This is a genomic window from Isoptericola sp. Y541, from assembly GCF_059445465.1.
The window spans coordinates 1-25,945 of record NZ_JCAIUJ010000009.1; the positions used below are offsets into that span (position 1 = coordinate 1).

The 25,945-nt window shown below is 72.2% G+C and carries 24 protein-coding genes and 6 tRNA genes; 17 read left to right on the forward strand and 13 right to left on the reverse strand.

The window, feature by feature from the left end; genetic code table 11:
- From AC1C2V_RS17285 to AC1C2V_RS17295, 3 genes are all read left to right on the forward strand, one after another.
- Positions 1 to 474 (forward strand): hypothetical protein (locus AC1C2V_RS17285; protein WP_495390883.1); only part of this gene is annotated, 474 nt, incomplete at its 5' end.
- 761 nt (positions 475 to 1,235) lie between these two features.
- Complete coding sequence (locus AC1C2V_RS17290) at positions 1,236 to 1,541, forward strand: transposase (RefSeq protein ID WP_495390884.1); 306 nt, start codon at positions 1,236 to 1,238, stop codon at positions 1,539 to 1,541.
- Positions 1,541 to 2,389, forward strand: a complete 849-nt coding sequence (locus AC1C2V_RS17295; protein WP_495390885.1) for an IS3 family transposase — start codon at positions 1,541 to 1,543, stop codon at positions 2,387 to 2,389. The genes AC1C2V_RS17290 and AC1C2V_RS17295 overlap by 1 nt, the downstream gene beginning before the upstream one ends.
- On the opposite strand, the gene AC1C2V_RS17300 is transcribed toward AC1C2V_RS17295, so the two are convergent.
- From AC1C2V_RS17300 to AC1C2V_RS17325, 6 genes are all read right to left on the reverse strand, one after another.
- The gene (locus AC1C2V_RS17300) at positions 2,355 to 3,086 is read right to left on the reverse strand and encodes a transposase (protein ID WP_495390886.1); all 732 of its coding nucleotides are present in this window, start codon (positions 3,084 to 3,086) and stop codon (positions 2,355 to 2,357) included. The genes AC1C2V_RS17295 and AC1C2V_RS17300 overlap by 35 nt on opposite strands.
- 151 nt (positions 3,087 to 3,237) lie before the next feature.
- Positions 3,238 to 6,492: a DUF4132 domain-containing protein gene (locus AC1C2V_RS17305; protein ID WP_495390887.1), complete on the reverse strand. Its 3,255-nt coding sequence runs from the start codon at positions 6,490 to 6,492 to the stop codon at positions 3,238 to 3,240.
- 188 nt (positions 6,493 to 6,680) lie between these two features.
- A tRNA-Val gene (locus tag AC1C2V_RS17310) sits at positions 6,681 to 6,752 on the reverse strand.
- Positions 6,753 to 6,834: 82 nt separating this feature from the next.
- Positions 6,835 to 7,701 (reverse strand): aminotransferase class IV, encoded by an 867-nt coding sequence (locus AC1C2V_RS17315; protein WP_495390888.1) that lies wholly within the window; start codon positions 7,699 to 7,701, stop codon positions 6,835 to 6,837.
- A 33-nt stretch (positions 7,702 to 7,734) separates the two neighbouring features.
- A complete protein-coding gene (locus AC1C2V_RS17320; protein ID WP_495390889.1) occupies positions 7,735 to 8,334 on the reverse strand; it encodes a dihydrofolate reductase family protein in 600 nt (199 codons plus the stop codon).
- Between the two features lie 30 nt (positions 8,335 to 8,364).
- Positions 8,365 to 9,513, reverse strand: coding sequence for a chorismate-binding protein (locus tag AC1C2V_RS17325; protein ID WP_495390890.1), 1,149 nt, complete (start codon positions 9,511 to 9,513; stop codon positions 8,365 to 8,367).
- Between the two features lie 126 nt (positions 9,514 to 9,639).
- Between AC1C2V_RS17325 and AC1C2V_RS17330 the strand changes: the two genes are divergently transcribed.
- The 7 genes from AC1C2V_RS17330 to AC1C2V_RS17360 all read left to right on the forward strand — a co-directional run bounded on the left by AC1C2V_RS17330 (position 9,640) and on the right by AC1C2V_RS17360 (position 11,026).
- A tRNA-Gly gene (locus tag AC1C2V_RS17330) sits at positions 9,640 to 9,712 on the forward strand.
- Positions 9,713 to 9,766: 54 nt separating this feature from the next.
- Positions 9,767 to 9,837 (forward strand) — tRNA-Cys (locus AC1C2V_RS17335).
- An 8-nt stretch (positions 9,838 to 9,845) separates the two neighbouring features.
- Positions 9,846 to 9,920, forward strand: a tRNA-Val gene (locus AC1C2V_RS17340).
- A gap of 167 nt (positions 9,921 to 10,087) precedes the next feature.
- A tRNA-Gly gene (locus AC1C2V_RS17345) sits at positions 10,088 to 10,160 on the forward strand.
- Positions 10,161 to 10,213: 53 nt separating this feature from the next.
- Positions 10,214 to 10,285, forward strand: a tRNA-Val gene (locus AC1C2V_RS17350).
- 101 nt (positions 10,286 to 10,386) lie between these two features.
- Positions 10,387 to 10,713, forward strand: coding sequence for a DUF2277 domain-containing protein (locus AC1C2V_RS17355; RefSeq protein WP_495390891.1), 327 nt, complete (start codon positions 10,387 to 10,389; stop codon positions 10,711 to 10,713).
- 67 nt (positions 10,714 to 10,780) lie between these two features.
- Entirely contained in the window at positions 10,781 to 11,026 is a 246-nt protein-coding gene (locus tag AC1C2V_RS17360; RefSeq protein ID WP_495390997.1) for a hypothetical protein, read from the forward strand.
- On the opposite strand, the gene AC1C2V_RS17365 is transcribed toward AC1C2V_RS17360, so the two are convergent.
- Entirely contained in the window at positions 10,959 to 11,717 is a 759-nt protein-coding gene (locus AC1C2V_RS17365) for an alpha/beta fold hydrolase (RefSeq protein ID WP_495390892.1), read from the reverse strand. The genes AC1C2V_RS17360 and AC1C2V_RS17365 overlap by 68 nt on opposite strands.
- Positions 11,718 to 11,814: 97 nt before the next feature.
- Between AC1C2V_RS17365 and AC1C2V_RS17370 the strand changes: the two genes are divergently transcribed.
- The gene (locus AC1C2V_RS17370) at positions 11,815 to 12,615 is read left to right on the forward strand and encodes an AraC family transcriptional regulator (protein WP_495390893.1); all 801 of its coding nucleotides are present in this window, start codon (positions 11,815 to 11,817) and stop codon (positions 12,613 to 12,615) included.
- Between the two features lie 15 nt (positions 12,616 to 12,630).
- On the opposite strand, the gene AC1C2V_RS17375 is transcribed toward AC1C2V_RS17370, so the two are convergent.
- Positions 12,631 to 12,864, reverse strand: coding sequence for a hypothetical protein (locus tag AC1C2V_RS17375; RefSeq protein ID WP_495390894.1), 234 nt, complete (start codon positions 12,862 to 12,864; stop codon positions 12,631 to 12,633).
- A 197-nt stretch (positions 12,865 to 13,061) separates the two neighbouring features.
- Between AC1C2V_RS17375 and AC1C2V_RS17380 the strand changes: the two genes are divergently transcribed.
- Positions 13,062 to 14,750 (forward strand): alpha-amylase family protein, encoded by a 1,689-nt coding sequence (locus AC1C2V_RS17380; RefSeq protein WP_495390895.1) that lies wholly within the window; start codon positions 13,062 to 13,064, stop codon positions 14,748 to 14,750.
- A 47-nt stretch (positions 14,751 to 14,797) separates the two neighbouring features.
- Here AC1C2V_RS17380 and zapE read toward each other — a convergent pair whose 3' ends face one another.
- Positions 14,798 to 15,868, reverse strand: coding sequence for a cell division protein ZapE (zapE, locus tag AC1C2V_RS17385; RefSeq protein WP_495390998.1), 1,071 nt, complete (start codon positions 15,866 to 15,868; stop codon positions 14,798 to 14,800).
- Positions 15,869 to 15,981: 113 nt separating this feature from the next.
- Between zapE and AC1C2V_RS17390 the strand changes: the two genes are divergently transcribed.
- Positions 15,982 to 16,788 (forward strand): dihydrofolate reductase family protein, encoded by an 807-nt coding sequence (locus AC1C2V_RS17390; RefSeq protein ID WP_495390896.1) that lies wholly within the window; start codon positions 15,982 to 15,984, stop codon positions 16,786 to 16,788.
- Positions 16,789 to 16,878: 90 nt separating this feature from the next.
- Entirely contained in the window at positions 16,879 to 17,376 is a 498-nt protein-coding gene (locus AC1C2V_RS17395) for a hypothetical protein (protein WP_495390897.1), read from the forward strand.
- Between the two features lie 73 nt (positions 17,377 to 17,449).
- Here the strand turns inward: AC1C2V_RS17395 and cuyB are convergent, their stop codons facing one another.
- Genes cuyB through gnd form a run of 4 tightly spaced genes read right to left on the reverse strand, consistent with a single transcriptional unit; the run spans position 17,450 to position 22,309 of the window.
- Positions 17,450 to 18,190 carry a cysteate racemase gene (cuyB, locus tag AC1C2V_RS17400; protein ID WP_495390898.1) on the reverse strand — a complete coding sequence of 247 codons (741 nt, stop codon included), beginning with the start codon at positions 18,188 to 18,190 and terminating at the stop codon, positions 17,450 to 17,452.
- Positions 18,187 to 19,506, reverse strand: coding sequence for a carboxylate--amine ligase (locus AC1C2V_RS17405; protein WP_495390899.1), 1,320 nt, complete (start codon positions 19,504 to 19,506; stop codon positions 18,187 to 18,189). Before AC1C2V_RS17405 ends, cuyB begins: the two co-directional genes overlap by 4 nt.
- On the reverse strand, positions 19,503 to 20,876 hold the full coding sequence (locus tag AC1C2V_RS17410; protein WP_495390900.1) for a carboxylate--amine ligase: 1,374 nt from the start codon (positions 20,874 to 20,876) through the stop codon (positions 19,503 to 19,505). Before AC1C2V_RS17410 ends, AC1C2V_RS17405 begins: the two co-directional genes overlap by 4 nt.
- Positions 20,873 to 22,309, reverse strand: coding sequence for an NADP-dependent phosphogluconate dehydrogenase (gene gnd / locus AC1C2V_RS17415; protein WP_495390901.1), 1,437 nt, complete (start codon positions 22,307 to 22,309; stop codon positions 20,873 to 20,875). Before gnd ends, AC1C2V_RS17410 begins: the two co-directional genes overlap by 4 nt.
- A gap of 206 nt (positions 22,310 to 22,515) precedes the next feature.
- On the opposite strand from gnd, the gene AC1C2V_RS17420 reads away from it, so the two are divergent.
- The 3 genes from AC1C2V_RS17420 to AC1C2V_RS17430 all read left to right on the forward strand — a co-directional run bounded on the left by AC1C2V_RS17420 (position 22,516) and on the right by AC1C2V_RS17430 (position 25,941).
- Positions 22,516 to 23,172, forward strand: coding sequence for a DUF3000 domain-containing protein (locus AC1C2V_RS17420; protein WP_495390902.1), 657 nt, complete (start codon positions 22,516 to 22,518; stop codon positions 23,170 to 23,172).
- Positions 23,169 to 24,398: an HRDC domain-containing protein gene (locus AC1C2V_RS17425; protein ID WP_495390903.1), complete on the forward strand. Its 1,230-nt coding sequence runs from the start codon at positions 23,169 to 23,171 to the stop codon at positions 24,396 to 24,398. Before AC1C2V_RS17420 ends, AC1C2V_RS17425 begins: the two co-directional genes overlap by 4 nt.
- A 265-nt stretch (positions 24,399 to 24,663) precedes the next feature.
- Positions 24,664 to 25,941: a thiolase family protein gene (locus AC1C2V_RS17430; protein ID WP_495390904.1), complete on the forward strand. Its 1,278-nt coding sequence runs from the start codon at positions 24,664 to 24,666 to the stop codon at positions 25,939 to 25,941.
- Positions 25,942 to 25,945: the final 4 nt, after the last annotated feature.

A 25,945-nucleotide genomic window follows, 5' to 3' on the forward strand; every position in this document is an offset into this window, starting at 1 on the left:
CACCGAGATCACCGCCGCAGCACTCGTGCTACTCAACCTTCAACGCGGGACCCGGCGATCACGCTGGTGAGAAAACCTCAGTGGCTGCAGACCGGCGCCGGCACCCAAATCCAGCTCACCGCCGTCGAGACCAGCCGCGAACGCGCCACGGTCTACAACCTCACCATCGCCGGAACCCACACGTACTTTGCGTTCGCTGGATATGCAGCACTACTTTCCCACAATTCGGGTGGAATGGATGGGTGCAGTGACGCTGCCTACCAGGGGGTGCTCCACATCCGCGAAGAAGCCGAGAAGGAAATTCGCGATCGCGCGACCGCAAGCCATCGCTTCGATATGTCGGACGATGACCTCGCGGACTATCTTGATGGCTTTGTGGGTCGGTCGGACGGGCAGACGCTTAGGTCTGGTGGCGTGGGATGGTATGACGCCGAGCGGGGAGTTACAGTAGTGCAGAACGGGCCGTTTCAATGACGGCGTTCAGAGAGTCGCCCGATGGGTTCGCCCGGCGCAGGGGATAGGAGAATTAAGTGCGAGCTGTCATTGTTGATGAAGAGTTGAAGATTTCCATGGATCGGGAGGAACTCCTCAGGATCTCGAACGTTCTGACAGAGGCAATCAATATGTTGAGCCCGCGAGAGTTTTACATCCGAACTGGTTGCTCATCATCTAACATTGATGATCTGGTTCGAAAAATTAGGGAAGTCCATGACGAGGGTGCGCCGTCATTCGACCTGGCGATAATTCCCGGTGTGGAACTAGACGAGAATCCTCCGCGGGAACGCCGCCGCCGATAATTGGGGCGGTTCACGTCGGGTGAAAATGTGGACGCAGCGCGCGGCAGACCACCCCTCTGTGAACTATCGCGACGCCCTCGGGAGCAACTGATCACCGCCACCTACGGGTTCGACCGCACCACGGACCGGTTGACGGAGTACCGAGCGGACCGCTTCCTGCAGCCCGGGATCGACCGGTCCGAGACGTACACCTACGACCAGGCCGGCAACGTGCTGTCCTTGGCTGCGTGTAGTCAAGTGTTCTTGCCCCACTTGTCGTCATGAATTTTGGCTCCGGCGAAGGCACTTGAAGGTGCGCAGTCGGTAGGACTCGGTGCCGGTTTGCAGGATGGGGGCGTTGAAGTGTTGCGCCCCGGGTCTGATGGAGGTGGTGTGTCCCGCGTTCCATGGAGTCGGATTACTGGATTCTTGTGCCACCTGACCCTGTAGGAGGGCCTCGTGGGACGTCGTGGGTATCCGCCGGAGTTCCGGCGCAAGGTGTTGGACCTGCTTGAGTCCGGTCGCAGGGTCGCGGATGTCGCCCGCGACCTCGAGATCAGTGACCAGACGGTCTACGCCTGGCGCCGCCAGGACCGCATCGACAAGGGGCTGGAGCCGGGCCTGACCAGCGGTGAGAAGGCCGAGCTGACCGTCGCGAAGAAGCGGATCGTCGAGCTCGAGACCGAGTTGGCGATCCACCGGAGGGCGAGCGAGCTGTTGGGCAAGGTGGTGCCCCCAAAAGGCGGTTCGAAGCGATCACGGTGATGGCCGGCGAGGGCCTGCCGGTCCAGCCCGCGGTGCGCGTGCTGGGCTGCTCGGAATCGGGCTACTACGCCTCACGGGTCAGAGCGCCTTCGGCTCGCCAGATCCGGCACCCTCTGCTTGCCGAGACCATCCGCACCATCCACACCGCCTCTCGAGGCGTCTACGGCGCCCGGCGGGTGCATGCCGAACTCACCAAGGGCCACGGCATCCAGGTCTGGCACGGCACCGTGGAGATGCTCATGGCCCGTGCCGGACTCAAGGGCGTCGGCGGACGACCGAAGTGGCGTCGCGCGCGCCCCGACCTGATCTCCACCGACCTCGTCGATCGGCAGTTCGCCCGCGACGGCGTGAACGAGCTGTGGGTCACCGACATCACCGAACACCCCACCCGTGAGGGCAAGGTGTACTGCACCGTCGTGCTCGACGTCTGCTCCCGCCGCGTAGTCGGCTGGTCGATCGACTCCTCGCCCACAGCGGCCCTTGTCACCAACGCGCTCGGCATGGCCATCGAGAACCGCCAGCCACCGGCCGGAACGATCATCCACTCCGACCACGGAGTCCAATTCGGATCCTGGGCCTTCACCACCCGGGCAAAGTCATCCGGCCTCGTGCCCTCGATGGGATCGATCGGCGACTGCTACGACAACGCCGTCATCGAGAGCTTCTGGTCCCGCATGCAGGTCGAGCTCCTGGACCGCCGCCGCTGGCGCACCCGCCTGGAGCTCGCGAACGCGATCTTCGAGTACCTCGAGATCTTCCACAACCGCCAGCGCCGGCACTCCGCGCTCGGATGGCTGAGAGGGCGATTCACGGTTACCAGCCCAGTCGGTAGAGCTCGAGGTTCGTGACGATGCGGATCACGCGGGGTAGTTCGGCCAGTCGGCCGCGGTAGCCGGTGGCGAGGATCTTCCAGTTCTTGAGGTGGGAGATGGTGCGTTCCACGGCGGCGCGGATGGAGGCGATCGATCCGTTCCAGATCTTCTCGAACTCGGTGCGTTCGACTCCACGGGCCTTCTTGATCGGGGTGATAGCGCCGTGGGAGGTATAGGCGGTGTCGGCGATCCACTCGACGTCGGCGAGGGCCTGCGCCCAGCCGACCAGGTCCAGGACCGCGGAGTCGTGTCGGGCACCGGGGGCGGGCTCCGAGACGGCGAGCAGGGTTCTGTCGATGGTGGCGGCGACCTGGACGTTGACGCACTGGCAGTGCCTCTTGCCGGAGTAGTTCCTCCGGCCTGTTTCCGCGCGGTTCCCGGTCGCCACGTAGGTGCCGTCAACGAGAACCACCCGGCCGCGACAAACGTCGGCCAGGTCCTGGTTGGACATGCAGGTGGCCTGCGCGACGAGTGGCAGCACGTGCCGCCAGATCCGCGAGACTGTCGGCTGCGAGACCCCGAAGAACTCCCCTGCCTCGGCCTGGGACAGGTTCGTGCGAAGCAACGTCAGCGTTGCCCGTACCTGGTCTCGAAGCCCCATCTCGAAGTGGCCTCGCTCATCCCAGGGTCGCCCCGACTCGATCTGGTAGATCCTGGCGACCAGTTCCGTCATCTGGTCAGCGTCCAACCCGGTCGTAGACTCGTAGCGCACCGGCTCTCAATCCTCGTCGATGGATGGTGTGGCAACCCCATCGTTGCAGGCCAGAGAGCCGGTGCGCTCCTACCCGGCCGCGACGCCGCGACCCGTTCCGTGAATAGCCCTCTCACTCCAGGGCCTTCTCCAGGCTCGTAATCGCCTCGGAGGCCATGACCGCGTCCACTGGTCCGGACAGGACCGCGGCCCTGATGTCCTGGTGCCCCCACGCCTCCACATCCCCGATCATGATCCCCGGATCGAGTCGCAGCTCGACTCCACCGCCTTCAGGGAACGAGAACCACAGCTCGTTCTGGATGCCCGCGTCCATCGGCGCCGACCGCTCCCAGCCCTTCGAGGACAGACCGAGTAGAGCCCCCACCGGCGCCGTCTGCCCCTCGAAGCGGGTCAGGCGCCCGGTGCTCAGCTCTTCCTCGGTAAACGCGCCGACCGGGCGGGCGATCTGCGGGAACGGCTGCACGATCTCGTGGTCCGCGAACACCTCCGCCCACCGCTCGACCTCGCCGACGAGGTGCACGGGGTGCGCGATGCGGACCCCGGCGCCTTCCCTTGGAGTCAGAGGATCCTCATTCGCGTCGGCGAACGACCCGTCCTCGGCCACACGGAAAGCCACCGAGTCGGCGGTCCACAGCAGACGACGCGTCAGGTGCCGGATCAGAGGGTGGCGCACGAAGTGCTCGCCGAACTCCTCGAGCGTCCAGGTCCGCGTGGCGATCATCGCCCGCTCCAGTCGCTGCACCTGGTCGCTCGCGACCGCCCTGAGCTCCTTGCGCAGCAGGGAGAAGCGATGGTAAGCGGCCTCGGCTTGCTCCGTGTCGTCCTTCGCGCCAGGCTTGGGCAGCGCCTTGCCGATCTTGCCGTTCTCGTCGGTGACGAACGGCTGCAGCGACTCGTCGAGTCCGACCCGGAACTGCCTGGGGCCGTAGTCGAGCACGAGCGCCGACTCCTCGCAGAGCCCGAAGTCGGGCACGAGCCGGTCTGCGAGCTGCTCGGCAGTGAGCCCAAGCCCCTTGGCGATCGACTCGATCTGCTCGCCCGCCTCCTCCTTGATCGCCGAGAACCGGGCCCGCTCGGCGATCCGGTTCATCGTGCGTAGCGCCGCCTCGGAACCGATGGCCCCGAGCGTTTTCAGCCCCGGCACGGCGTGGTGGTGCCGGTTCTCGCCCGGCCAGCGCTCGACGAGCGGCGCGAGAAGCTCCACCGCCGCATCCCCGCCGAAGTGGGCGAGCTGGCTCAGCACCCAGGTGTCCTGGCTCGGCGCCCCCGCCTCGTCCCACTTGTGGAAAAGCGCCAACGAGAACCGTTGCAGCGACTCGTGATCGCAGGCCGCTCCGACGACGTCGACCCCCGCATACGGGTGTTCGGGAGTTCCGAGCGCGAGCACCGTCGCGAGGTTCCGGATCGCAGCGTCAGGGAGCGCACGGCCGCCGGCCAGCAGCACCTGCGGGAACAGTGGCGCGGCCACCCAAGACCCGATTTCCGGGACCTTGACGCCCACGGGTATGAGCGGGTCGACGTCGACCAGCGCCGCGATCGCCTCGGCCGCTTCAGGGCCGTATGTCGCGGCGGCCTCGCATACAGAGGACGAGCCGTATTCCGACGCCAGGTACCGGAGCACGGTTTCGGCGGCGGTGCGGCGCTTCTTGGCCTTCCCGAGGGCGTCCGGGATCAGCAGCACGGCCGCGTCCTCGCGGTGCCGGTTGAACCACTCGGTCGCGAACTCGCGCAGGGTCTTCTTGTGCGCGAGGGCGTCCGCGGCCTGCCGGGCGTTGTCGAGGCTCGCGATCGGCAGCAGGGCCGCATGGTCAACGGAGGAGGGTTCGATCGTCGCAATCTTCTCGAGCGCGCCCTCACCGAGGCTCGCCAGGATCGCGCGCAGGTCGGACGGGTCGGCGCGGACTCCCTCGGTCTCCCATACCTCGAACAGCGCGGCCGCGAGCGGGACCGGCGCGGAGGAGATCCGGCGGGCGCTCCACCACCACGGCGGATCGAAGGGGGACTCCCCCGCCATCACGCTCCGGAACTTCGCGACCTCTGCTTCGACGTCGACGTCGGGATCGTCCACCCGGGCCATCGACCATCGCTCGCGTTCGCCTTCGGCCCAGCGGAGTTTGAGGATCGTAGGGGGCTTCAAGCCCGTGAGCACCAACGGTTCCCGGGAGGCGTCTGCCAGCCACGGTGGGTCGAGCAGCAGTGGCGGGATCTCCTCGTCGTGCGCGACGGGGACTCGGTCTCCGCTCGGAAGCAGGCCCTCGATCGCTTCGCGGACGGCCGTGTCCTGGAACGGCAGCGTCGCGAGCAGGATCGGGTCGGCGGTGTTGAGCAGCACCGTGTAGCGCTCGCGCGCTTCGGGTTCGGCACCGGCCGCCCGTGCGGCGATCAGCCGCAGGGCGCGCTGCGGGAACTGCGAGGCGGCCTCTTTGGCGTAGTTCAGCGCGACCGGCTCGTTGAACTCGTCGAGCTTGTCGAGGAGCAGCCCGAACGCGTGGTCGGTCGGGATCGCCGCCAGCCCGCGGAAGAGGTTCTCGACCCAGTATCCGGACGTGAGCCGGCGCTCCAGGACCGGGAGCGCGTCGGGGCCGAGCCGGTGCAGGATGTCGCCGATCTCAGCAGCTCGTCCGATCATGCTCAGACCCGCATGGTCGATCGCGGCGAGCTGTTCGGGGGTGTGCACGACGTGGAGGAGCACACCTGCGCAGTACGGGTGCACGCCAGCCGACCGAAACTCCGAGCAGACCTCCTCGAGCCATTCGCGCTCGCTCGGAACGAGGAGGCTCACGCCGAGGCGGTGCATGAAGTCCCCGCGCCGCACGTCGAGCGCGGTGACGACCTCGACGTAGTCCCTGTCGGGGAGCGCCGCGAGGAGATTCCGGACGGCAGGGACCTTCTCGCAGTGGTCGAGCCGCCGCCAAGCGGTGCCGAAGGGGTCTCTCTGGACAATCTCGTAGTGCTCGTGTGCCGCCGGCCAGCTGTGGTTGGAGTCGAGCGTGAACGACTCGGCGAGTGCGACGACGGCGAACGGCAGCCCGTGCTCGGCCGCGGCCGCGTCGAAGGTTAGGCGGTCGAAGACCGGCCCGTGGGAGGGTCGGGCAAGCAGCAGGGTCGCGGCCGCGCCGAGCAGGTCCGGCTCGCCGTCGAGGAACGCGTTCACGTGGGCCTCGAAGTCGGGGTTGGCGTCGTCGTCGAGGTACTTGCGGACCCGGGCCTCGCGCTCCTTGCGGAATTCGGCCACCGCGTCGGGTTTGGGGGTGAACTTGCAGGTCCTGGCCTCACCGCGGCGCGGTCGGATGAACCGCTTCCAGGCGTCAGGGAAGACGAACGCGTCCTCGTCGGGGAGGGCGGGAGTGGATGCGTTATCGGTCACAGGGTGCGAGCGTAGGAGTCGGGACCGACAGGCTTGACGAGCGCGATGGCTCAGCGATGCACGAGAGGTCACTCCCGCCAGCGAAGCCCCCGCGTAAGCCCCCAGAGCCACGAAGGGGTCACTCCGTGACAACGCGAAAGGCCCTCCGCGCTCAGCGTTTCCGCTGGCCAGAGGGCCGTTCGAGAGGGTGGGCGATACTGGGTTCGAACCAGTGACCTCTTCGGTGTGAACGAAGCGCGCTACCACTGCGCCAATCGCCCGACGCGTGGACGATATTAGCCACAGAACGGGCGTGACTCAAACCAGCCGCACCGGATGTGGCGCAGCGACCCTGCGTGACCGTCACGGATCCAGGCGCTCGCGGCACAGCCGCTCGAAGAGCTCGTGCGCGGCGCGGGAGACCTCGCCGACCGCGACGTCGGCGCCGTCGAGCCACACGGCCGGCTGCACGTTGCGGCCTGAGGACGTGAGCACCAGCTGCGCCCGGCCCTCGGTCACCTCGTCGAGCACGGTGAACGGCAGCTCCCCCTCCTTGGCCTCGCGCACGGGCAGCCCCTCCTCCGCGGCCCACTCGAGGGTGAGGGCGCGCGTGATGCCGGCCAGACAGCCCGAGTCCAGCGTGGGGGTGATCAGCTCGCCGTCGCGCTCCACGAAGACGTTCGAGCCGGTGCCCTCGCACAGGTCGCCCACCGTGTTGGGCAGGATCGACTCGTCGCCGCCCTTGCGCACGGCGTCCGCGAGCGCCACGACGTTCTCCGCGTACGACGTCGTCTTGAGGCCGGCGACGGCCGAGCGCTCGTTGCGCGGCCACGGCGACCTGGCCGAGCGGGAGGTGGGCGCCATCGTGCCCGCCTGCGCCGCCACGACGACCGTTTGCGGCGCGTCCACGCGCCCGGAGCCCAGGGGGCCTACGCCGGCCGTCACGGTGATCCGCAGCCGGCCGTCGAACGGCCCGTCGAGGCGCACGGCCTCGGCGAGGGCGGCACCGACGCCGTCGCGCACCTTCTGCTCGTCGGGGGCCGCGAGGCCGAGGCCCCGCGCCGACCGCGCAAGGCGGGCCAGGTGCCGCGTCAGCGCGAACACCTGGCCCTCGAAGACGGTGCACGTCTCGAACACGCCGTCCCCGACCGTGATGCCGTGGTCGACGGCGCTCAGCGCCGCCTCCCCCTGCCCGACGAGGCGCCCTTCCGCCCAGATCACCAGACTCATGGGGGCCAGTCTGCACCGGAAGCGCGGCCCGCGTCAGCGGCGCAGCACGAGGTGCGTCACCTCCGGCGTGATGCGCCCTCCGGCGGCGCGCAGCGTGCGCGGGCCCACGCCGTCGAACAACCGGACACCGTCGACGTCCACGACCACGGGCGCCACGTGCAGGCGCAGCTCGTCGATCAGGTCGGCGGCGAGGAGCTGGTTGACGGTCGACGCGCCGCCCGCCACCGAGACGTCCCGCTCGCCCGCGGCCTCGCGCGCCCGGTCCATGGCCTCGTGCGGGCCGCCGGTGACGAAGTGGAAGGTGGTGCCGCCGTCCATCTCGATCGGGCCGCGCGCGTGGTGGGTGAGCACGAAGACGGGCGCGTGGTACGGCGGGTCCTCGCCCCACCAGCCGCGCCAGCCGAGGTCCCACTCACCACGGCCGGGGGTAAACATGTTGCGGCCCATGATGTAGGCCCCCGCCGTAGTGATCGCGGCGAGCTCGGCCTGGTGGGCGTCGGAGTGCTCGAACATCCAGGCGTGCAGCTGCTCCCCGCCCCCGACGCCGTCGCCGAACGGCTGCTCCAGCGACTGGTTCAGCCCTGCCGAGATCCCGTCGAGCGAGATCCCGATGTCGCATGTCACTTGTGTCATGCCGGGTGGGACGGTCGCGCCGCCCGGGACTCATCGGTCCAGCGCAACATCGGCGCCGAAGGACGCCAGTCCGACCAGCCGCTCGGCCTTGAGCTCGGTCTCTGCCCATTCGCGGACCGCGTTGCTCCCCCACGTGATCCCGGCCCCGGTGCCGAACCGCAGCACGCCCCCGCCGGGCTCGTCGGCCCACCAGAACGTGCGGATGCCGACGGCGAGCTCGGCGCGCCCTGCGTCGCCGTCCACCCACCCGACGGCGCCGCAGTACGGCCCGCGCGGGGCCGGCTCCAGCTCGGCGATGATCCGCAGCGCCGAGGACTTCGGCGCCCCGGACACCGACCCCGGCGGGAAGGTGGCCGCCAGCACGCGCGCCCACCGGCCCGGCCCGTCGTCGTCCAGCCGTCCCCGGACGCGGGACACGAGGTGCACCAGCCCGGGGTGCTCCTCGACGGCGAGGAGGTCCGTCACGTCCACCGTGCCCGGGCGGCACACCCGCTGCAGGTCGTTGCGCACGAGGTCGGTGATCATGACGTTCTCGGCGCGGTCCTTCCCCGTGAGCCCGGCGACGGTCCGTGCCGTGCCCTTGATCGGCCCCGAGCCGAGGACGGTCCCGCTGCCGGGGACGTCCTCGATCGACAGGTAGAGCTCCGGCGAGGCGCTGACCACCCAGACGGGGTCGAGGCCGGTCGCCGCCGGGACGTGGACGGCCGCCGCGTGCGGGGCCGGGTTGCCGACGGCCAGCCGCGCGGCGAGAGCCGCCGCGTCGGGCTCGACGACGGCGCCGTCCGGCGCGGTCACCACCGGCAGCGGCGCCGACATCACACGGCACACGTTCACCTGGTAGACGTCGCCCTGGCGCACGTGCTCACGGACGGATTCCACGGCGCGCACGTAGGCGCCGCGGTCGAGCGAGGTACGCCAGCTCGACGGCGCCGGGCCGCGCCACGGCTCGCCGGCCGTGGGCACGGGCGGGGCGGCCGGTGCGACGTCGGCGAACCGCCACGCACGCGCCCGGCCTCCGCCCCGCGCGCTCCCGTCACGGCCCAGGCCGGCCTCGAAGTCGACGACGACGAACCAGAGCCCCTCGTCGAGCCGCTCCGGCTGCTCCGCCACGTCGACGCACTCGACGGCGCGCGTCGCGCGTCGTCCGGCGAAGGTGGCCCAGGATGTCGGCTCGTGCACAGGAGCACGGTAGTGGTAGTCCCGCCGACACCCCCCGGAGGGCGATTGGACGGACCCGTACCGGTCCACTAATGTTTGGGGCGCGCCAGAACGGCGGGCACCGCGAGGTGCCCTGGTCTTGGTCGCGCGGATGTGGCTCAGTTGGTAGAGCATCACCTTGCCAAGGTGAGGGTCGCGGGTTCGAATCCCGTCATCCGCTCGGAGGCCCACTCTCTGATCGACTCACCACGAGCGTCGGGAGAGCACGTCTCAAGGTGGGTTGGCCGAGAGGCGAGGCAGCGGCCTGCAAAGCCGTATACACGGGTTCGAATCCCGTACCCACCTCGTAGCACGGGCGATTGGCGCAGCGGTAGCGCGCTTCCCTGACACGGAAGAGGTCACTGGTTCGATCCCAGTATCGCCCACCAGCAGACGAAGGCCCCGGACCAAACGGTCTGGGGCCTTCGTCGTCTTCCGCCCCGAGCCCCTGAACCGCGTCGCAGGTCACAGGCCCGCGATTGGACCAGCCCACTCCGGGTCAAGTAATGTTCCCCAGGCGCCAGGAAGCCGGGGGAAACTCCCAGATCCTGGTCGTGCGGATGTAGCTCAGCTGGTAGAGCATCACCTTGCCAAGGTGAGGGTCGCGAGTTCGAATCTCGTCATCCGCTCCGAGCTCTGCACTCCCCTCACCTCGAGGGCGCGGGGAACGCAGCAGCCGGACGGGCGATTGGCGCAGCGGGAGCGCGCTTCCCTGACACGGAAGAGGTCACTGGTTCGATCCCAGTATCGCCCACCGCTCGAAGGCCGTCCCGGACCACCGGGGCGGCCTTTGTCGTCCCACGACCACCGTCCAATCGTGGCGCCCGGCAGACCAGGCGGCGTAGCGTCGAGGGCATGTGCCGCAACATCACGACGCTGCGAGGCCTCGAGCCGCCCGCCACCGACGAGGAGATCCAGGCCGCCGCGGAGCAGTTCGTCCGCAAGGTGACCGGCGTCCAGCGCTCCGCGACCGACGCCACGCGCGAGCCGTGCGAGCAGGCCACGGCCGAGATCGCGGAGATCGTCATCCTGCTGCTGGGCGAGCTCCCCGCCCGTCGTCAGCCCCCGAAGACGGTGCCGCCGCTGCGGCGCGAGGAGGTCCAGGCCCGCATCGCGGCGCGCCAGGCCGCCCGCGAGGAGCACGAGCGCCAGCACGAGCTGGGCATCGCCCACACCCATTAGGCTCGCCCGCGTGGATCACGCCGCACCATCGACCCCCGACGCCGCTCTCGCCCCGGTCTCCGCGACGATGCACCGTGCCAAGGCACGAGCCCGGGCGTCGCACGTCACCGTGGGCCAGGTGCGGCACGGCGACGGCGGCGCGGTCGAGATCGACTGCTCGTGCGGGATGGTGCTGACCAACGGGCCCGACTGGTCGCTCGACGAGCACATCCGCCTGCACCGGGCCGAGGCGCGCTACGTGGCGCTCAGCGCCGTCGCCCCGGCCGGGATGCCGCGCCTCGTGCCGGTCGGCGCCGACCGCCTCCCGCGCTAGGCCGCCCCCCGGCAACCGCGGCCCCCTCGTCGAGCAGGAGCGCTGCGACCGCCTCCGGGGCCTCGTGCATCGCGTCGTGTCCCGTGGGGAGCTCGTGGACCTCCCACCCCGGATCGGCCTGGAGCCGGGCACCGAGCTCGGCGAACGGCGTCGCCTCCTCCCACCCCGAGCAGTAGACGAACTCCCGGCGGGGAACCTGGGCGACCGCGCCCGTGAGGCGGATACCCTGCAGGAAGGCGCCGAGGGGATGAGGGCGGCGGCGGGGATCGCCGCCCTCCGGCGGCGAGACCGAGTAGCCGGTGGCCGCCGCGCCGCCGGCGAACAGGTCCCGGAAGTGGTCGTTCGACGCCGACCAGCACGACTCGCCGTCGCGCGGGACGAAGGCGTCGAGATGCACAAGTCGTGAGATCCGGCGGTCGGCGCGGTCGGCGACCGCTGTGATCACCATCCCGCCGTAGCTGTGGCCGACCAGCGTCGCGTCGGTGACGTCGAGCCGCTCGAGGTGCCGCAGCACGTCGTCGGCGTGCGTGTCGAGGTTGGCCGTCGCGACCGTCGCGTCGTCGTCGTCCGGCCGCAGACCGGTCAGCGTGAGGGCGAGCACGGTGTGGCCGGCACGCTCCAGCAGGGGCACGACCGACTCGAACGCCCAGGCCCCCTTCCAGCCGCCGGGCACGAGAACGAACGTCGCCATGGGTGTCTCCTTCGCTCAGGACGCGGCATCGAGTCATGCCGCACGAAGGAGTCTCATCGGGTCATGACCTGGCCTGCTACCACTAAGGTGCCAACCGATGCCCGTTCCCCGCCAACCACGCCCGGCCACCGTGACGTCACACGTGTGGCCGTCCGGCGGGCGGCATCTCTGGCCGTCCGGCGGAGCGAGCGCCGAGCAGTCGCACGCCGAGGGACACCTGGTCTTCGCCGCCAGCGGCGTGCTGGCGGTGCACACCGAGCGCGGCACGTCGATCGTTCCTACCAACCGGGTGGCCTGGACCCCCACCGGGTTCACGCACGACCACCGCGCCCACGGCGACACGGACATGCGGATCGTCTTTCTCACGCCGTCCCTCGCCCGGCTCCTGCCGGACCGCCCCACCGTGTTCCTCGCCTCTGACCTCGCGCGCGAGGCCCTGCTTGCTCTCACCGGGCCCCGCAACTACGCCGACGGCGAGCCCGCTTACGGCCCCGCCGCACGTGCTCGCCTCCTGCGGGTCCTCGTCGACGAGCTCCACGAGGCGCACGAACAGCCGCTGCACCTGCCGGAGCCGCACGACGACCGGCTGCAGGCCGTCGCCCGGATGCTGCGCGAGACGCCGGCCGACAATGCCACGCTGGCCGAGCTCGGGAAGACGGTCGGCGCCAGCGCCCGCACGCTCAGCCGGCTGTTCCGCCACGAGCTCGGCATGACCTTCTACGAGTGGCGCACGCAGCTGCGCGTCTATCACGCGCTGGTGCTCCTCGCCGACGGCCACGACACGACCCGCACCGCCGCCGCCTGCGGATGGGCGAACCCCAGCAGCTTCATCGCCGCGTTCACCCACGTCGTCGGGACGACTCCGGGGCGCTACCTCAGGGGTCGCCGGACGGCGTAGGACCTCGCCGGGGCGTCACAACTCGTCCGGGTCGTCCCAGGAGATCCCGCTCGACGCGCTCTCGATGGGATGCAGCTCGGCGGCCGACAGCGATGTCGGCGCCTTCGCCGCGTCCCCTCCCGGCCGCGGGTCCCGATACTCATCGCCCGCCGGACGCCGCCGGGGTGCCAGCCGTGCCTGCGAGGCGTTCGATTCGTCCAACCTGTCCACCGGCGCCTGGGGTTGTGGGCCTGTGTCTTCCGTGCTCATGTCCCCAGGTCTAGCAGCCGGCGGGCGTGGTCGCCCGCGCTTGGCACACTATTTTGCGCGAGAGAGGTTCCGGCACGCCCCGCCTCGACGCGACCTGACCGCTCTGCGAACGCCGCCTGCGGGCCGGTTCGCCACTCGACGTCTGGCTGCCGGGCGTCGAGCGGCGAACGTCAGGGTCGATGGCTAGAGTGTCGGCCGTGACCGCTGCCGACGCAGGCCTTGCCGACAGGGCGGCACCCGGACCTCCGCCACCCCTCCCCCGCAAACGGGAGCTGTGGCCCGGCCCCCAGCCGCTCGTGTGGGCACCCCGCGCCCACACCGTCGAGGTGGTGCTGCCCGGGGACGACGAGCGTCGTCCGCTGCGCCTCGTCGGCGCGCACGAGCCCGGCTACTGGCGGGCCGACGACGAGCTCGCGGTGGGCACCGACTACTTCTTCTCCATCGACGGCGGCCCGCCCGTCCCCGACCCGTGCAGCACCTGGCTGCCCCATGGCGTGCACGGGCCCTCGCGCGTCCTCGACCCCGAGTTTCCGTGGACCGACAGCGCGTGGCGGGGTCTCGACCTCAGCCTCAGCGTCCTCCTGCGCGTGGACCTCCCCACGTTCACCCCCGCGGGCACCCTCGACGCCGCCGCGGAGCGCCTCGCCGACGTGGCCGCCACGGGCGTGGCGGGCGTCGAGCTGTCCCCCGTGGCGGCGTTCGACCCGGCGGCCGGCCCGGCGGCCGGCGTGCGGCTCTTCGCCGTCCACGAGCCGCTCGGGGGGCCGCGTGCCCTGCAGCGCTTCGTCGACCGCGCGCACGCGCACGGCCTCGCCGTCGTCCTCGACGCACCGCACCGGTGGGCGGTCGCCGACGGCCTCGGGCTGCACGCGTTCGGCCCCTATGCCACCGGCTCGCGCATCGGGCCGCGCACGGGCGCGCGGCCGGGGCCCGAGGGCTCGGACAGCCCCCGCCTCAATCTCGACGGGAGCGGGAGCCGGGGCCCCCGCGCCTTCCTCGTGGCCGACGCCGAGCGGTGGCTGCGCGACTTCCACGTCGACGGCCTGCTGCTCGACGTCGAAGCCCTCGTCGACCGGTCGGCGATGCCCTTCCTCGGCGAGCTCGCCGAGGACGTCCACGCGCTCGGTGACCAGCTCAGCCGCCGCGTCGCGCTGCTCGTGGACGGGCCGGGCCGCAGCGACCGGCTGACGAGCATCATCCACGACATCCTCGCCGCGCCGGGAGACGCCGACCGCGCCCAGGACCTGCGCCGGCTCGCGCAGCAGGTGTTCCCGCCCACCCCGGCGGCCTCCTGGCGCCCGCCGAGCCTGCGCCGCGCCCACGGTGCCACGCAGCGCGCCTCGTCGGTCCTGGTGCGCGACCTGACTCGCCTGCCCGCCGCGGCACGGTCCGTGCCGTGGACGCTCGGGCCGGACGACCGCCCGGTCGACAGCGGCCTCGGCGACAGTCACGATGACCAGCTCGACGGCGGCGCCGAGACCGCAACGGACGACGACCGCGCCTGTCTGCTCACCTTCGCGATCCTCGCGGGGACGCCGCCTGTGCTCGACACCGAACACGTGCCCGTCCCGGTCGGCGACGCGCGGTCGCGACGGCTCGTCGACTGGACCAGGGCCCTCGTGGGGCTACGGCCCGCGGCGGCACTGGACCTCGACCAGGCCGTCGAGGTCCGCACCGAGGGCACCGTGCTGCTCGGGCGGAGGGGGCGCACCGCGATCGTGCTCGTCACCGGGGCCGAGCCGGCCACGCTCGACGTCTCGTCGCTGCCGACCGGCACGCGCGTCGTCGCGGCGTGGGACCCGGCCGGGACGAGGCTCGACGACGGCACGCTGTACCTGCCGGCCCGGGCACCCGTCGTGCTGCACACGGAGCCCGTCGCGGCCTGACCGACGCTCGAGTGGGGCTCTCAGGTGGGGGGCTCAGGCGGGAGCGCTCAGGCCTCGACCAGGCGGTGCCCCTCCTCGGCCAGCGCACCCAACCGGGAGAGCGCCCGGTAGTACTTCTTGCGGTAGCCGCCGCGCAGCATCTCCTCGGAGAACAGGTGGTGCCCGTCCCGGCCGGCGAGCAGCACCGGCACGTCCCGGTCGTACAGCCGGTCCACGAGGACGACGAGGCGCAGCGCCACATCCTGGAGCAGCACCGGCCGCACGTCGGTGAGGGCGACCAGCTCGACGCCGTCGAGCAGGGCGCCGTACCGGCTCGGGTGCACCGTGGCGAGGTGGGCGAGCAGGTCGTCGAACGCGTCGAGGACGGCCCCCGGGTGACCGGCGGCGGCGCGCGCCACGACGTCCCCCTCCAGCGGGGCGGGCTCCGTGACGACCGCACGGTGCCGATAGTCCTCGCCGTCCACCCGCAGCACCTCGAAGCGTGCCGAGAGGGCCTGGATCTCGCGCAGGAAGTCCTCCGCCGCGAAGCGGCCCTCCCCCAGCGCCTCCGGCAGGGTGTTCGACGTCGCGGCGAGGGCGACGCCGCGATCGGCCAGCTCGCGCAGCAGGCGCGACATCAGCACGGTGTCGCCCGGGTCGTCGAGCTCGAACTCGTCGATGCAGACGAGCCGGCGTGTCGCGAGCGCCTCGACGGTGGGCAGGAAGCCCAGGGCGCCCACGAGGTTCGTGTACTCGACGAACGTGCCGAACGCCGCGGACCCCTCGCCCAGCTCCTCGGTGACGGCATGAGCCAGCGACGTGAGCAGGTGCGTCTTGCCGACGCCGAAGCCGCCGTCCATGTACACGGCGGGCGCGGGACGGCGACGCCCGAGCAGCGCACGCAGGCCCGACGCCGGCGGTGAGGTGATCTCGCGGGCGACCTCCTGCAGCCGGGCCGGCACGGTGGTCTGGCTCGGGTGGGCGGGGTCGGCCCGGTAGGTCGCGAAGCGGGCCTGCGCGAAGTGGCGCGGCGGCACGAGGTCGGCGAGGAGGCGCTCCCGGGAGACCGCCGGACGCACGGAGGTCAGCGACCGCACGGGGCGGTCCTCCTGCTGCGGTCCGGGTGCGGCGCCGGGCACTGCGTCGGACCCCGCGGCGGGGGCCGGCACACCGGCCGTGGGGGGCGTCGAGGCATCGTCCTGCGTGAGCGTCACGACCCACAAGGTTACGCCGCGTCGTTACGCTGACCGCTGTGAGATCTGCCACCGCACCGCTCGACCTGCTGCTCCCCGCGCCCGAGCGCCTGGCCCCCGACCCGGCCGAGCGGCGGCTCGCCGACCTGTACGCCGTCCCGGGAGCCGGGGCGACCGCCACGCACGTGCGGGCCAACTTCGTCAGCACGGTCGACGGCGGCGCATGGGGCCCCGACCACCGGTCCGGGTCGATCAACGACGACGCGGACTGGCGCGTCTTCCGGGTCCTGCGCGCAGCGGCGGACGTCGTGGTGATCGGCGCGGGCACGGCCCGGCACGAGGGCTACACGGCCCTCGAGCGCCCCTCGGGGGTCCCGGCGGCCACCGACCGGACGCTCGAGCTCGGTCTGGTCTCCCGCTCCGGCCGCGTACCGCAGCAGCTCACCACCGGCGACCGACCGCCCCTCGTGCTGACGGGCGCGGCGGGCGCCCGCACGGCCGCGCGCACGCTGCCGGCCGGCTGCGTCATCGAGGTCGGCTCCGCCGACGACCCGGACGACGTCGACCTCCGCGCCGGACTCGCGGCGTTGGCCGACCGCGGCCTGCGCCGCGTGCTGTGCGAGGGCGGGCCCACCCTGATGGCCAGCATGCTCGCGGGCGGGCTCGTCGACGAGCTGTGCCTCACGACCAGCCCGTGCCTCGTCGGCCCGGGGCCCTCGCGGATCGTCGCAGCCTCCCCCGCCGGCGCCGCCGGGGAGCCCCCGCCCGCGGCCGGGGTGCCGGCGCCGCCGGTGCCGGCGCGCCTGGCGCACCTGCTGCACGCACCGGAATCGGGCACCCTGCTGGCGCGGTGGCTGCTGCGCTGAACCGGTCGCAGGATGAGGCGCTCGTCACGACCACGCCCGACCCGCCTCCTGCACCTCGCTCGCGGCGCCGCGTGCGACTACGGTGCTCGCATGCCGACCACCGTCGTCCTGACCGAGGACGCCCTCACCGACGCCGATGTGGCGCACATCCTGTCCCTGCACGACGCCCAGGCCGAGCGCTACCGCGTGCTGGTGCCCGCGGACACCGACCGCAACGTCGTGGCCGCGATCATCGACCACCTGTGGGTGGGCGAGCTGCGCGAGGCCGGGCACGACCTCGTCGGCAAGGAGCCGACCCCCGAGCAGGCGGTCGCCACGGCCGCCGAGCGGCTCGCGGCCTCGCTCACGGCGCTCCGCGCCGGGGGCGCGACGGCCGACGGCGAGGTCACCGAGGAGGACCCGCTGCCCGCGCTGCACACCGCCGTCGCTGCCCAGGGCGGCCCCGACGGCGTGCAGGACGTCGTGATCGTGACGTACCCGCACGTCGTGGAGGACACCTTCCGCTCCGACTGGGCGTCCCGGGCGCGCGAGGACCTGCAGGTCCCTGTACTGCACCTGTACGCCGGCACCAGCGAGATCGGCGACTGACGCCCCCGCTGGTCGAGCGTGTCGAAACCGGGTTTCGACCAGCGGTTCACGTCAAGCTCGACCGGCGGTCACGTCAGCGGACTCGGTGACCCGCCCGCTCGATGGTGGCGCGCACCAGCTCGTCCATCGAGTCCAGGAACGGCTCCTCGTCCAGGAGGTCGTGGTCGACAGCCGTGACGGACAGCTCGGTGCAGCCGAGCACGACCACCGAGGCGCCCCGCTCGACCAGCCGCGCCGCCACGCCACGCAGCACGTCGGGGTCGGCGGGCCGGCCGGCCTTCACCTGGTCGTAGATCACCGTGCTGACGCGTCCCTGGTCCGCGGGCTCGGGCACGACGACCTCGACCCCGTGCGCGGCGAAGGCGTCGTCGTACACCCGCGACGCCACGGTGCCCGCCGTGGCGAGCAGCCCCACGCGCTCGAGCCCCGGCACCCGCGCGCGCGCCGCGGCCACCGTCACCTCGACGATCGAGACGAACGGCACGCTGATCGCGTCGAGCACCTGCTGCGTGAAGTAGTGCGCGGTGTTGCACGGCATGACGAGGAACTGCACGCCGAACTCCTGCAGCCGCCGTGCGTCACGCGCGAGGACCGGCCCCGGGTCGGCCGGCGAGCGGCCGAGCACGAACTCGGTGCGGTCGGGGATCGTCGCGTGGTTGAGCACGACCAGGTCCACGTGGTCCTGGTCGCGCTCGGCGTCGGTGCGCTGCACCACCCGCTGCAGAAAGTAGGCGGTGGCGAGCGGCCCGACTCCCCCGATGACCCCGACCGGCGGGACGCCGTCGGGCACCGGCACGGGGTCCGGGGACGTCACGCGCCCTCCCGCGCCGCCAAGGCCTGCGGCCCGGTCCAGGCCAGGGCCCGGGACTCGGCGACCGGGAAGTGGCGCCCGAACTTGCGGAACTGGTTCAGCTGCGCCACCAGCAGGTAGGCCACGCGCCGCGGGTCCCACTCGTGGCGGTACCACAGCGGGTTGGACGCTCGGCGTGTCAGCTGCAGGCGGCGGGTGCGCGCCCGCGCCTCCGGGTCGGCCACGTACCGGCGCAGCAGGGCCCCCGGCAGCACCGTGTACAGGTGCTCGGCCTGGACCTCCCCGTCGCCGGAGAGCGGGACGTCGGGCCCGAGCACCGCGCGCGGGTCGGGGTCCAGCCCCCGCAGGTGCTCGTGCACGTAGAACTTCACCGGGTTGGCGCCCGTCGCCGTGACGTAGTAGTTCGAGCGCCCCAGCCGGGGGTTGAGCTCGAAGAACACGTAGCGGCCGTCGCGCGGGTCGTACTTGAGGTCGAAGTTCGCCACGCCGGTCCAGCCCACGTGCTCCAGCAGGCGCCGCGCCTGCTCCACGACCTCGTGCTGCTGCCCCGTGATGATCGCGGCCGGGTTGCCGAGCGCCCCGGGGGCGTGCTCCTCGAGCAGCACGTGGCCGAACGAGGAGAACCGCACCTTGCCCTGCGCATCGCTGTAGCAGGTGAGGATCCGCATGCCCGAGTCGTCGCCCGGGATGTAGTCCTGGATCACGAACGAGCTGACGTAGCCGGCGTCGCGGATGCGCCCGAGCAGGTCGAGCAGCTCGGGGCGGCTGTCCACGAGGAAGACCTTCTTCTTCCCCGCGAACTCGACGTCGTGGTACGCGGCGGTGCTGGCCGCCTTGGCGATCACCGGGAACGTCAGCGCGCTCGTGTCCGGCTCGCCGCCCGCGGCGACGTCGTGCACCACCGTGGTGGGGTGCGCCAGGCCGAGCTCGGCGCACAGAGCCCCGAACTCCTCCTTGTCGGTGAGGCGCAGCAGCAGCTCCTCGCCGACGTAGGGCACCAGGTAGCGGTCCTCGAGCCGGTCGCGGTGCTCCACCAGGGTGCGCACCAGCCAGTCCGCGGAGCCCACGACCATCAGGTCGGCGTCCGCGTGCTGGTCGGCGATCGTGCGCAGCCGCGCGACGACCGCCTCGGGGTCGTCGATGCGCGGCTCGACGACGTTCGTGAGGATGCGCGAGTACCGCACCAGGCCCGTGGAGGCGCCGGAGACGACCACGGGTCGTACGCCGTACGCCTCGTGGAAGGCCCGGGCGAGGCTGTACGCGCCGATGTCGCCGCCGAGGACGACGGGCTGCAGCCGGCGCGAGGTCGGGTTCGTCACGGGGCCTCCTTCACTCCGGCGGCGGGTGCGGACGAGCCGGTGCCCGTCACGCTGTTCGCCGCGAAGTTCCGGCGCAGCGCGTCGAGCGGGTAGAACTCCCGGTACTTGCGCACGTGGTTGAGCATCGCGGTGAGCACGTACAGGCGGCGACGCGGGGACGCGTCCGCGCGGTACCGCAGCGGGTGCACGGTGTTCCTCGAGCGCTGCAGCCGCACGACGCGGGCGTGCAGGCCCGGGTCGAGGACGTACCTGCGCAGCAGGCTGCGCGGCACGACGGAGTAGAGCACCTCGCGGTCGGCCGTGACCGGCTCGCGCCGCACGCCGCGCACGACGTCGTCCACCAGCACCTCGGTCGGGTTCTGCCCGCCGGCGGTGAGGTAGTAGTTGTTGCGCCCGATGCGCGGGTTCTGCTCGAAGAACTTGAACACGCCGTCGCGCGGGTCGAGCTTGACGTCGAAGTTCGCGAACCCGCGCCAGCCGGTGTATTCGAGGATCCGCTGCGCGGCGTCGAGGATCTCGCCGATCGGCTCGACGATCATCGCCGACGGGTTGCCGCGGGCGGCCGGCGTGCGCTCCTCGAGGAGCACCTGCGCCGAGGCGCGCAGCGTGACCCGCCCGCTCGTGTCGGCGTAGGCCGTGACGGACCGCATCCGGGTGTCGTCGCCCGGGATGTTCTCCTGCACCAGGAACCGGCCCTTGAAACCCGCCTCCCGCAGCGAGATCATCAGCTGGTCGAGCTCGGCGGGCGTGGCGATCTCGTAGATCTTCTTCTTCCCGGCGAACCGCACGTCGTGGTAGTCGGCGCTGCTCGCGGGCTTGGCGATCACCGGGAAGTCGAACGCGACCGGCGCCGGCTCCCAGCCGGGCTCGCCCGCCGTGGCGAAGTCCTGGATCACCGTGGCCGGCGTGGGGATGCCCAGCTCGGCGCACACGGCCTGGAACTCGGCCTTGTCGGAGATCCGGTCGATGAGCGCGGCGTCCGCGAACGGCAGCACGTACCCGGCGGCCTCGAGGGCCGCGCGGTGATGCACCAGCACCCGCACCACCCAGTCCATGTTGGTGAGCAGTACCAGCTGCTCGCCGCCGCCTGCTGCCGCACGCCGGGCCGCCACGTCCTCGAGGGCCGCGACGATCTGCCCGGGCTCCGTGCCGGACAGCGCCGTGTCGATGATGCGCGAGTGCGCGATGGGGCCGGGCTCGGCGAACGCGATGACGGTGGTCCGCACGCCGTACCGCTCGTGGAACGAGCGCGCGAGCGCGTAGACGCCGATGTCGGAGCCGACGATGACCGGGTGGAACGCGACCTCGGGCGTGCTGCCCCCGGCCGTCGGGGTGGACCCCGGGTTGACAGTGCTCACGGGTGCGGTCATGCCTCCTGCTCGGTGCGGTCAGCCGACCACTCGGTGTGGAAAGAGCCGTCGCGGTCGGTGCGCCGGTAGGTGTGGGCGCCGAAGAAGTCGCGCTGCGCCTGGATGAGGGCGGCGGGCAGGCGCTCCGCGCGCACGCCGTCGTAGTAGGCGAGCGACGACGAGAACGCGGGCGTCGGGACCCCGTTGAGGGCAGCCTGCGCCACGACCCGGCGCCAGGCGGGGAGCCCGTTACCGACCGCGCCGGTGAAGTACTCGTCCGCGAGCAGCAGGGGCAGCTCGGCGTTGCGCTCGTACGCCTCGGTGATGCGGTTGAGGAAGCGCGCGCGGATGATGCAGCCGCCGCGCCAGATGCGGGCCATCACGCCGCGGTCGACGTCCCAGCCGTACTCGGCGGAGGCGGCGGCGATCTGGTCGAAGCCCTGCGAGTACGCCACGACCTTCGACGCGTACAGGGCGAGGCGCACGTCCTCGATGAAGGCGTCGCGGTCCGTGACGTCCCACGTCCCGGCGTCGGCGGGCAGCGCCGCGCGGCCGGCCTCACGCTGCGGCACGGAGCCGGACAGGGCGCGGGCGAAGGTCGCCTCGGCGATGCCCGTGATCGGCACGCCCAGGTCCAGGCCGTTCTGCACCGTCCAGCGGCCGGTGCCCTTCTGCTCGGCCTGGTCGAGCACGATGTCGACGAACGCGGACCCGGTGGCGGCGTCGACGTGCTTCAGCACGTCCGCGGTGATCTCGATGAGGAACGACTCGAGGTCGCCGTTGTTCCAGTCGGCGAAGATCTGGCCGATCTCGGCGGCCGACGCCCCGAGCCCCTGCTTGAGGAGGTCGTAGGCCTCGGCGATGAGCTGCATGTCGGCGTACTCGATGCCGTTGTGCACCATCTTGACGAAGTGCCCGGCGCCGTCGGGGCCGACGTAGGTGCAGCACGGGATGCCGTCCACCTTCGCGGAGATGTCCTCGAGGATGGGGCCAAGGCTCGCGTAGGACTCGCGCGTGCCGCCGGGCATGATCGACGGCCCGTTGAGGGCGCCCTCCTCGCCGCCGGACACGCCGGTGCCCACGAAGTGCAGGCCCTTCGCGCTCAGCGCCTGCTCCCGGCGGATCGTGTCGGGGAAGTGCGCGTTGCCGGCGTCGACGACGATGTCGCCCTCGTCCAGCAGCGGCACGAGCTCGTCGATCACTGCGTCGGTCGGCCCGCCCGCCTTGACCATGATCACGACCTTGCGGGGCCTCTCCAGGGAGGCGACGAAGTCGGCCATCGACTCCGACGGCACGAAGTCGCCCTCGTGGCCGGCGTCGGCGATCAGCGACTCGGTCTTGGCATACGACCGGTTGTGCACCGCAACCGTGTACCCGTGCCGCGCGAAGTTGCGGGCGAGGTTGCGGCCCATCACCGCAAGTCCGGTCACGCCGATCTGGGCACGAGCTGCCATCGTTTCCCTGCTTCCGTCGGTTCTCGGTTCGGTCGGTCGTCGGGCGGGCGGCGATCCACTCGGGCGCGCGCCCCGGCCCGGGAGCCGGGACCAGCGTAGTCGGCGCACGGCCCGAGGGGTACGGACCATCACGATCCGGACACGAGCACGGCCCCAAGCCGCGTCGTTTCGCCGCGGCAAGGCCCCGGCGCCGTACGGTGGCTGGCGTGACCGGCGATCGCACGGGCGACTCCAGGCAGGATCCCAGGCAGGTTCCCGCCCCGTTCGCGGCCGCGCTGGCGTCCCTGCGCGAGCCGCGGCTGCGCGGCGAGGTGCACCTCGCCGAGATCCCCGGACCCACTCGCGTCGCGCCGTTCTCCGTCGCCCTCGAGGGTGAGGTGCTGGAGCCCGACGGCGAGGAGGTGGCCACCGGGCGGTTCGTCGTGCTGCACGACCCCGCCGGTCAGGAGACGTGGCAGGGCACGTTCCGGGTCGTCACCCTGGTGCGCGCGACGCTCGAGCCCGAGCTCGCCGCAGACGCGCTGCTGGGCGAGGTCGCGTGGACCTGGGTCACGGAGAAGCTCACCGGCACGGACCCCGGCGCCCTCGCGGTCGGCGGCACCGTGACCCGGGTGCTCTCCCAGAGCTTCGGCGCCCTCGCGGCCACCCCCGAGGCGGCCGACCTCGAGATCCGTGCCTCGTGGACCCCGACGACCACCGAGCTCGGCGCGCATCTCGCGGTCTGGGCGGACCTCATGGCCACGGCGGGCGGGCTGCCCCCGCTGCCCGACGGCGTCACGGCGCTGCCGTCCCGCCCCGGCCCTGGGCAGGGACCGCGACCGGGCACCCGGCCACCTTCCCGACCGCATACCGTGGGGCCATGAGCTCAGCCGTGCCCCCGACCGCCACTGCCGTCGTCCCGCTCACCGAGCCCGCGGACGGCGTGGGCCGCGTGGTCGACACCCCGGCCGCGCTCGACCGCGTCGTCGAGCGGTTCGCGGACGGCGTCGGGCCGGTCGCGGCGGACGCCGAGCGGGCGTCGGGCTACCGGTACGGCCAGGCCACCTACCTCGTGCAGCTGCGCCGGGCGGGCGCGGGCACCGCGCTGATCGACCCGGTGGCCCTGCCCGACCTCACCGCCGTGGGCGAGGCCGTCGGCGACGCCGAGTGGGTGCTGCACGCGGCGTCGCAGGACCTGCCCGGCCTCGCGGAGCACGGCCTGCGGCCCGCCCGGGTCTTCGACACGGAGCTGGCCGCCCGGCTGCTGGGCCTGGAGCGTGTGGGCCTCGCCGCCGTGGTCGCCGAGCTGCTGGGCCTGGGCCTCGCCAAGGAGCACTCCGCCGTCGACTGGTCGACCCGGCCGCTGCCCGAGGACTGGCTGCGGTACGCGGCGCTCGACGTCGAGGTCCTGGTCGACGTGCGCGACCTGCTCGCCGAGCGGCTGGAGGCCGCGGGGAAGTCGGAGTGGGCCGCGCAGGAGTTCGAGGCCGAGCGCACCGCGCCGCCGCCGGCGCCGCGCGTCGACCCGTGGCGCCGCACGTCGGGCACCCACACCCTCCGCGATCGCCATCAGCTGGCGGTCGTGCGCGGCCTCTGGCACACCCGCGACGCGAGCGCCCGCGCCCGTGACGTCTCGCCGGGCCGCGTGCTGCCCGACCGGGCGATCGTCGCCGCCGCGCGCTCCCTGCCCCGCACCGTGCCCCAGCTCGTGGCCCTCCCTGAGTTCGCGGGCAAGGCCACCCGCCGCCGCGCCCCGGCCTGGCAGCGGGCGATCGACGAGGCCCTGGCGCTGAGCGAGGACCAGCTCCCCAGCCTGCGCGGCCCGCGGTCGGACGGCCCGCCGCAGCCCCGCACGTGGGCCGACCGAGACCCGGTCGCAGCCCGGCGACTGGCGAGCGCCCGCGAGCTGCTGACGTCCCTCTCGACGGAGCTCTCCGTCCCCGTGGAGAACCTGCTGCAGCCCGACGCGCTGCGCCGGCTGTGCTGGACCCCGCCGGAGCAGGCCGACGCGGCCGAGATCAGCGAGTTTCTGCGCGACCGCGGCGCACGTCCGTGGCAGATCGAGCTGGTCGCCGCGCCGCTGGAGTCCGCGCTTGCCGCCGTCTCCTGACCCGCGACCTGTCAGGGTCACGAGCACCAGAACATGCGTGTGGCCCTGACAGGTCCCCGGGCCCGGGAGCTGTCAGGGCCAGGACCACGGATACCTGGTCCTGGCCCTGACAGCTCGGTGAGACGGGGTCTCAGGATGGTCTATCCTCGTTTCCGGTACTCGCGGTAGCGTGTACCTCGGTCCCGGCCGCCGGCCGGCCGCACCACAGAGCGGCGTCGCTCGTCGGACGCCGAAGTCCCGACCATCGTCAGGGGATGGAGCTGCCATGAACAGCCGGAACCCAGCCCGCCGCGCACTGCGCGACGTCGTCTTCGTCGAGGGCGTGCGCACGCCGTTCGGCAAGGCCCGCCCCGACGGGCTCTTCGCCGAGACCCGCGCCGACGACCTCGTCGTCAAGGCGGTGCGCGAGCTGCTGCGCCGCCACCCTGAGCTGCCGGGCGAGCGCGTCGACGAGGTGGCGATCGCTGCCACCACCCAGCAGGGCGACCAGGGCCTGACCCTCGGCCGCACCGTGGGCATGCTGGCCGGCCTGCCGGCCAGCGTCCCCGGCTTCGCCATCGACCGCATGTGCGCGGGCGCCATGACGGCCGTCACCACCACCGCGGCGGGCATCGCCTTCGGCAGCGCCGACGTCGTCATCGCCGGCGGGGTCGAGCACATGGGTCACCACCCGATGGGCTTCGACGCCGACCCCAACCCGCGCTTCCTGTCGGAGAAGCTCGTGGACCCCGAGTCGCTCAACATGGGCGTCACGGCCGAGAACCTGCACGACAAGTTCCCGCACCTGACCAAGGAGCGCGCGGACGCCTACGCCGTGAACAGCCAGGCCAAGTACGCCAAGGCGCTGGCCAACGGCGACGTCGGCCCGGAGCTCGTGCCCGTGGCCGTCCGCTCGGCCGAGCTGGGCTGGGGCCTGGCCACGGAGGACGAGCTGCCCCGCCCCAGCACCACCGTCGAGGGCATCGCGAACCTCAAGACGCCGTTCCGCCCCGGCGGCCGCGTCACCGCGGGCAACGCGTCGCCGCTGACTGACGGCGCCACCGCCGCCCTGCTCTCCTCCGGCGACGTCGCGGCCGAGCTGGGCCTGCCCGTCGCGATGCGCCTGGTCGCCTCGGCCTTCGCCGGCGTCGACCCGTCGATCATGGGCTACGGCCCGGTCCCGGCCACCGAGAAGGCCCTCGCCCAGGCCGGCCTCGGCATCGACGACATCGGCCTGTTCGAGATCAACGAGGCCTTCGCGGTGCAGGTGCTCAGCTTCCTCGACCACTACGGCATCGCCGACGACGACGAGCGCGTCAACCCGTACGGCGGCGCCATCGCCGTGGGTCACCCCCTGGCGAGCTCGGGCGTGCGGCTCATGATGCAGCTCGCCCGCCAGTTCGCGAAGCACCCCGAGGTCCGCTACGGCATCACGACCATGTGCGTCGGCCTCGGCCAGGGCGGCACCGTGATCTGGGAGAACCCCCACCACGCCGACTACTCGGGCCACACGAGCACCCCGGCGACCACTCCGGCGACCACTCCGGCGAACGAGGAGAACTGAACCG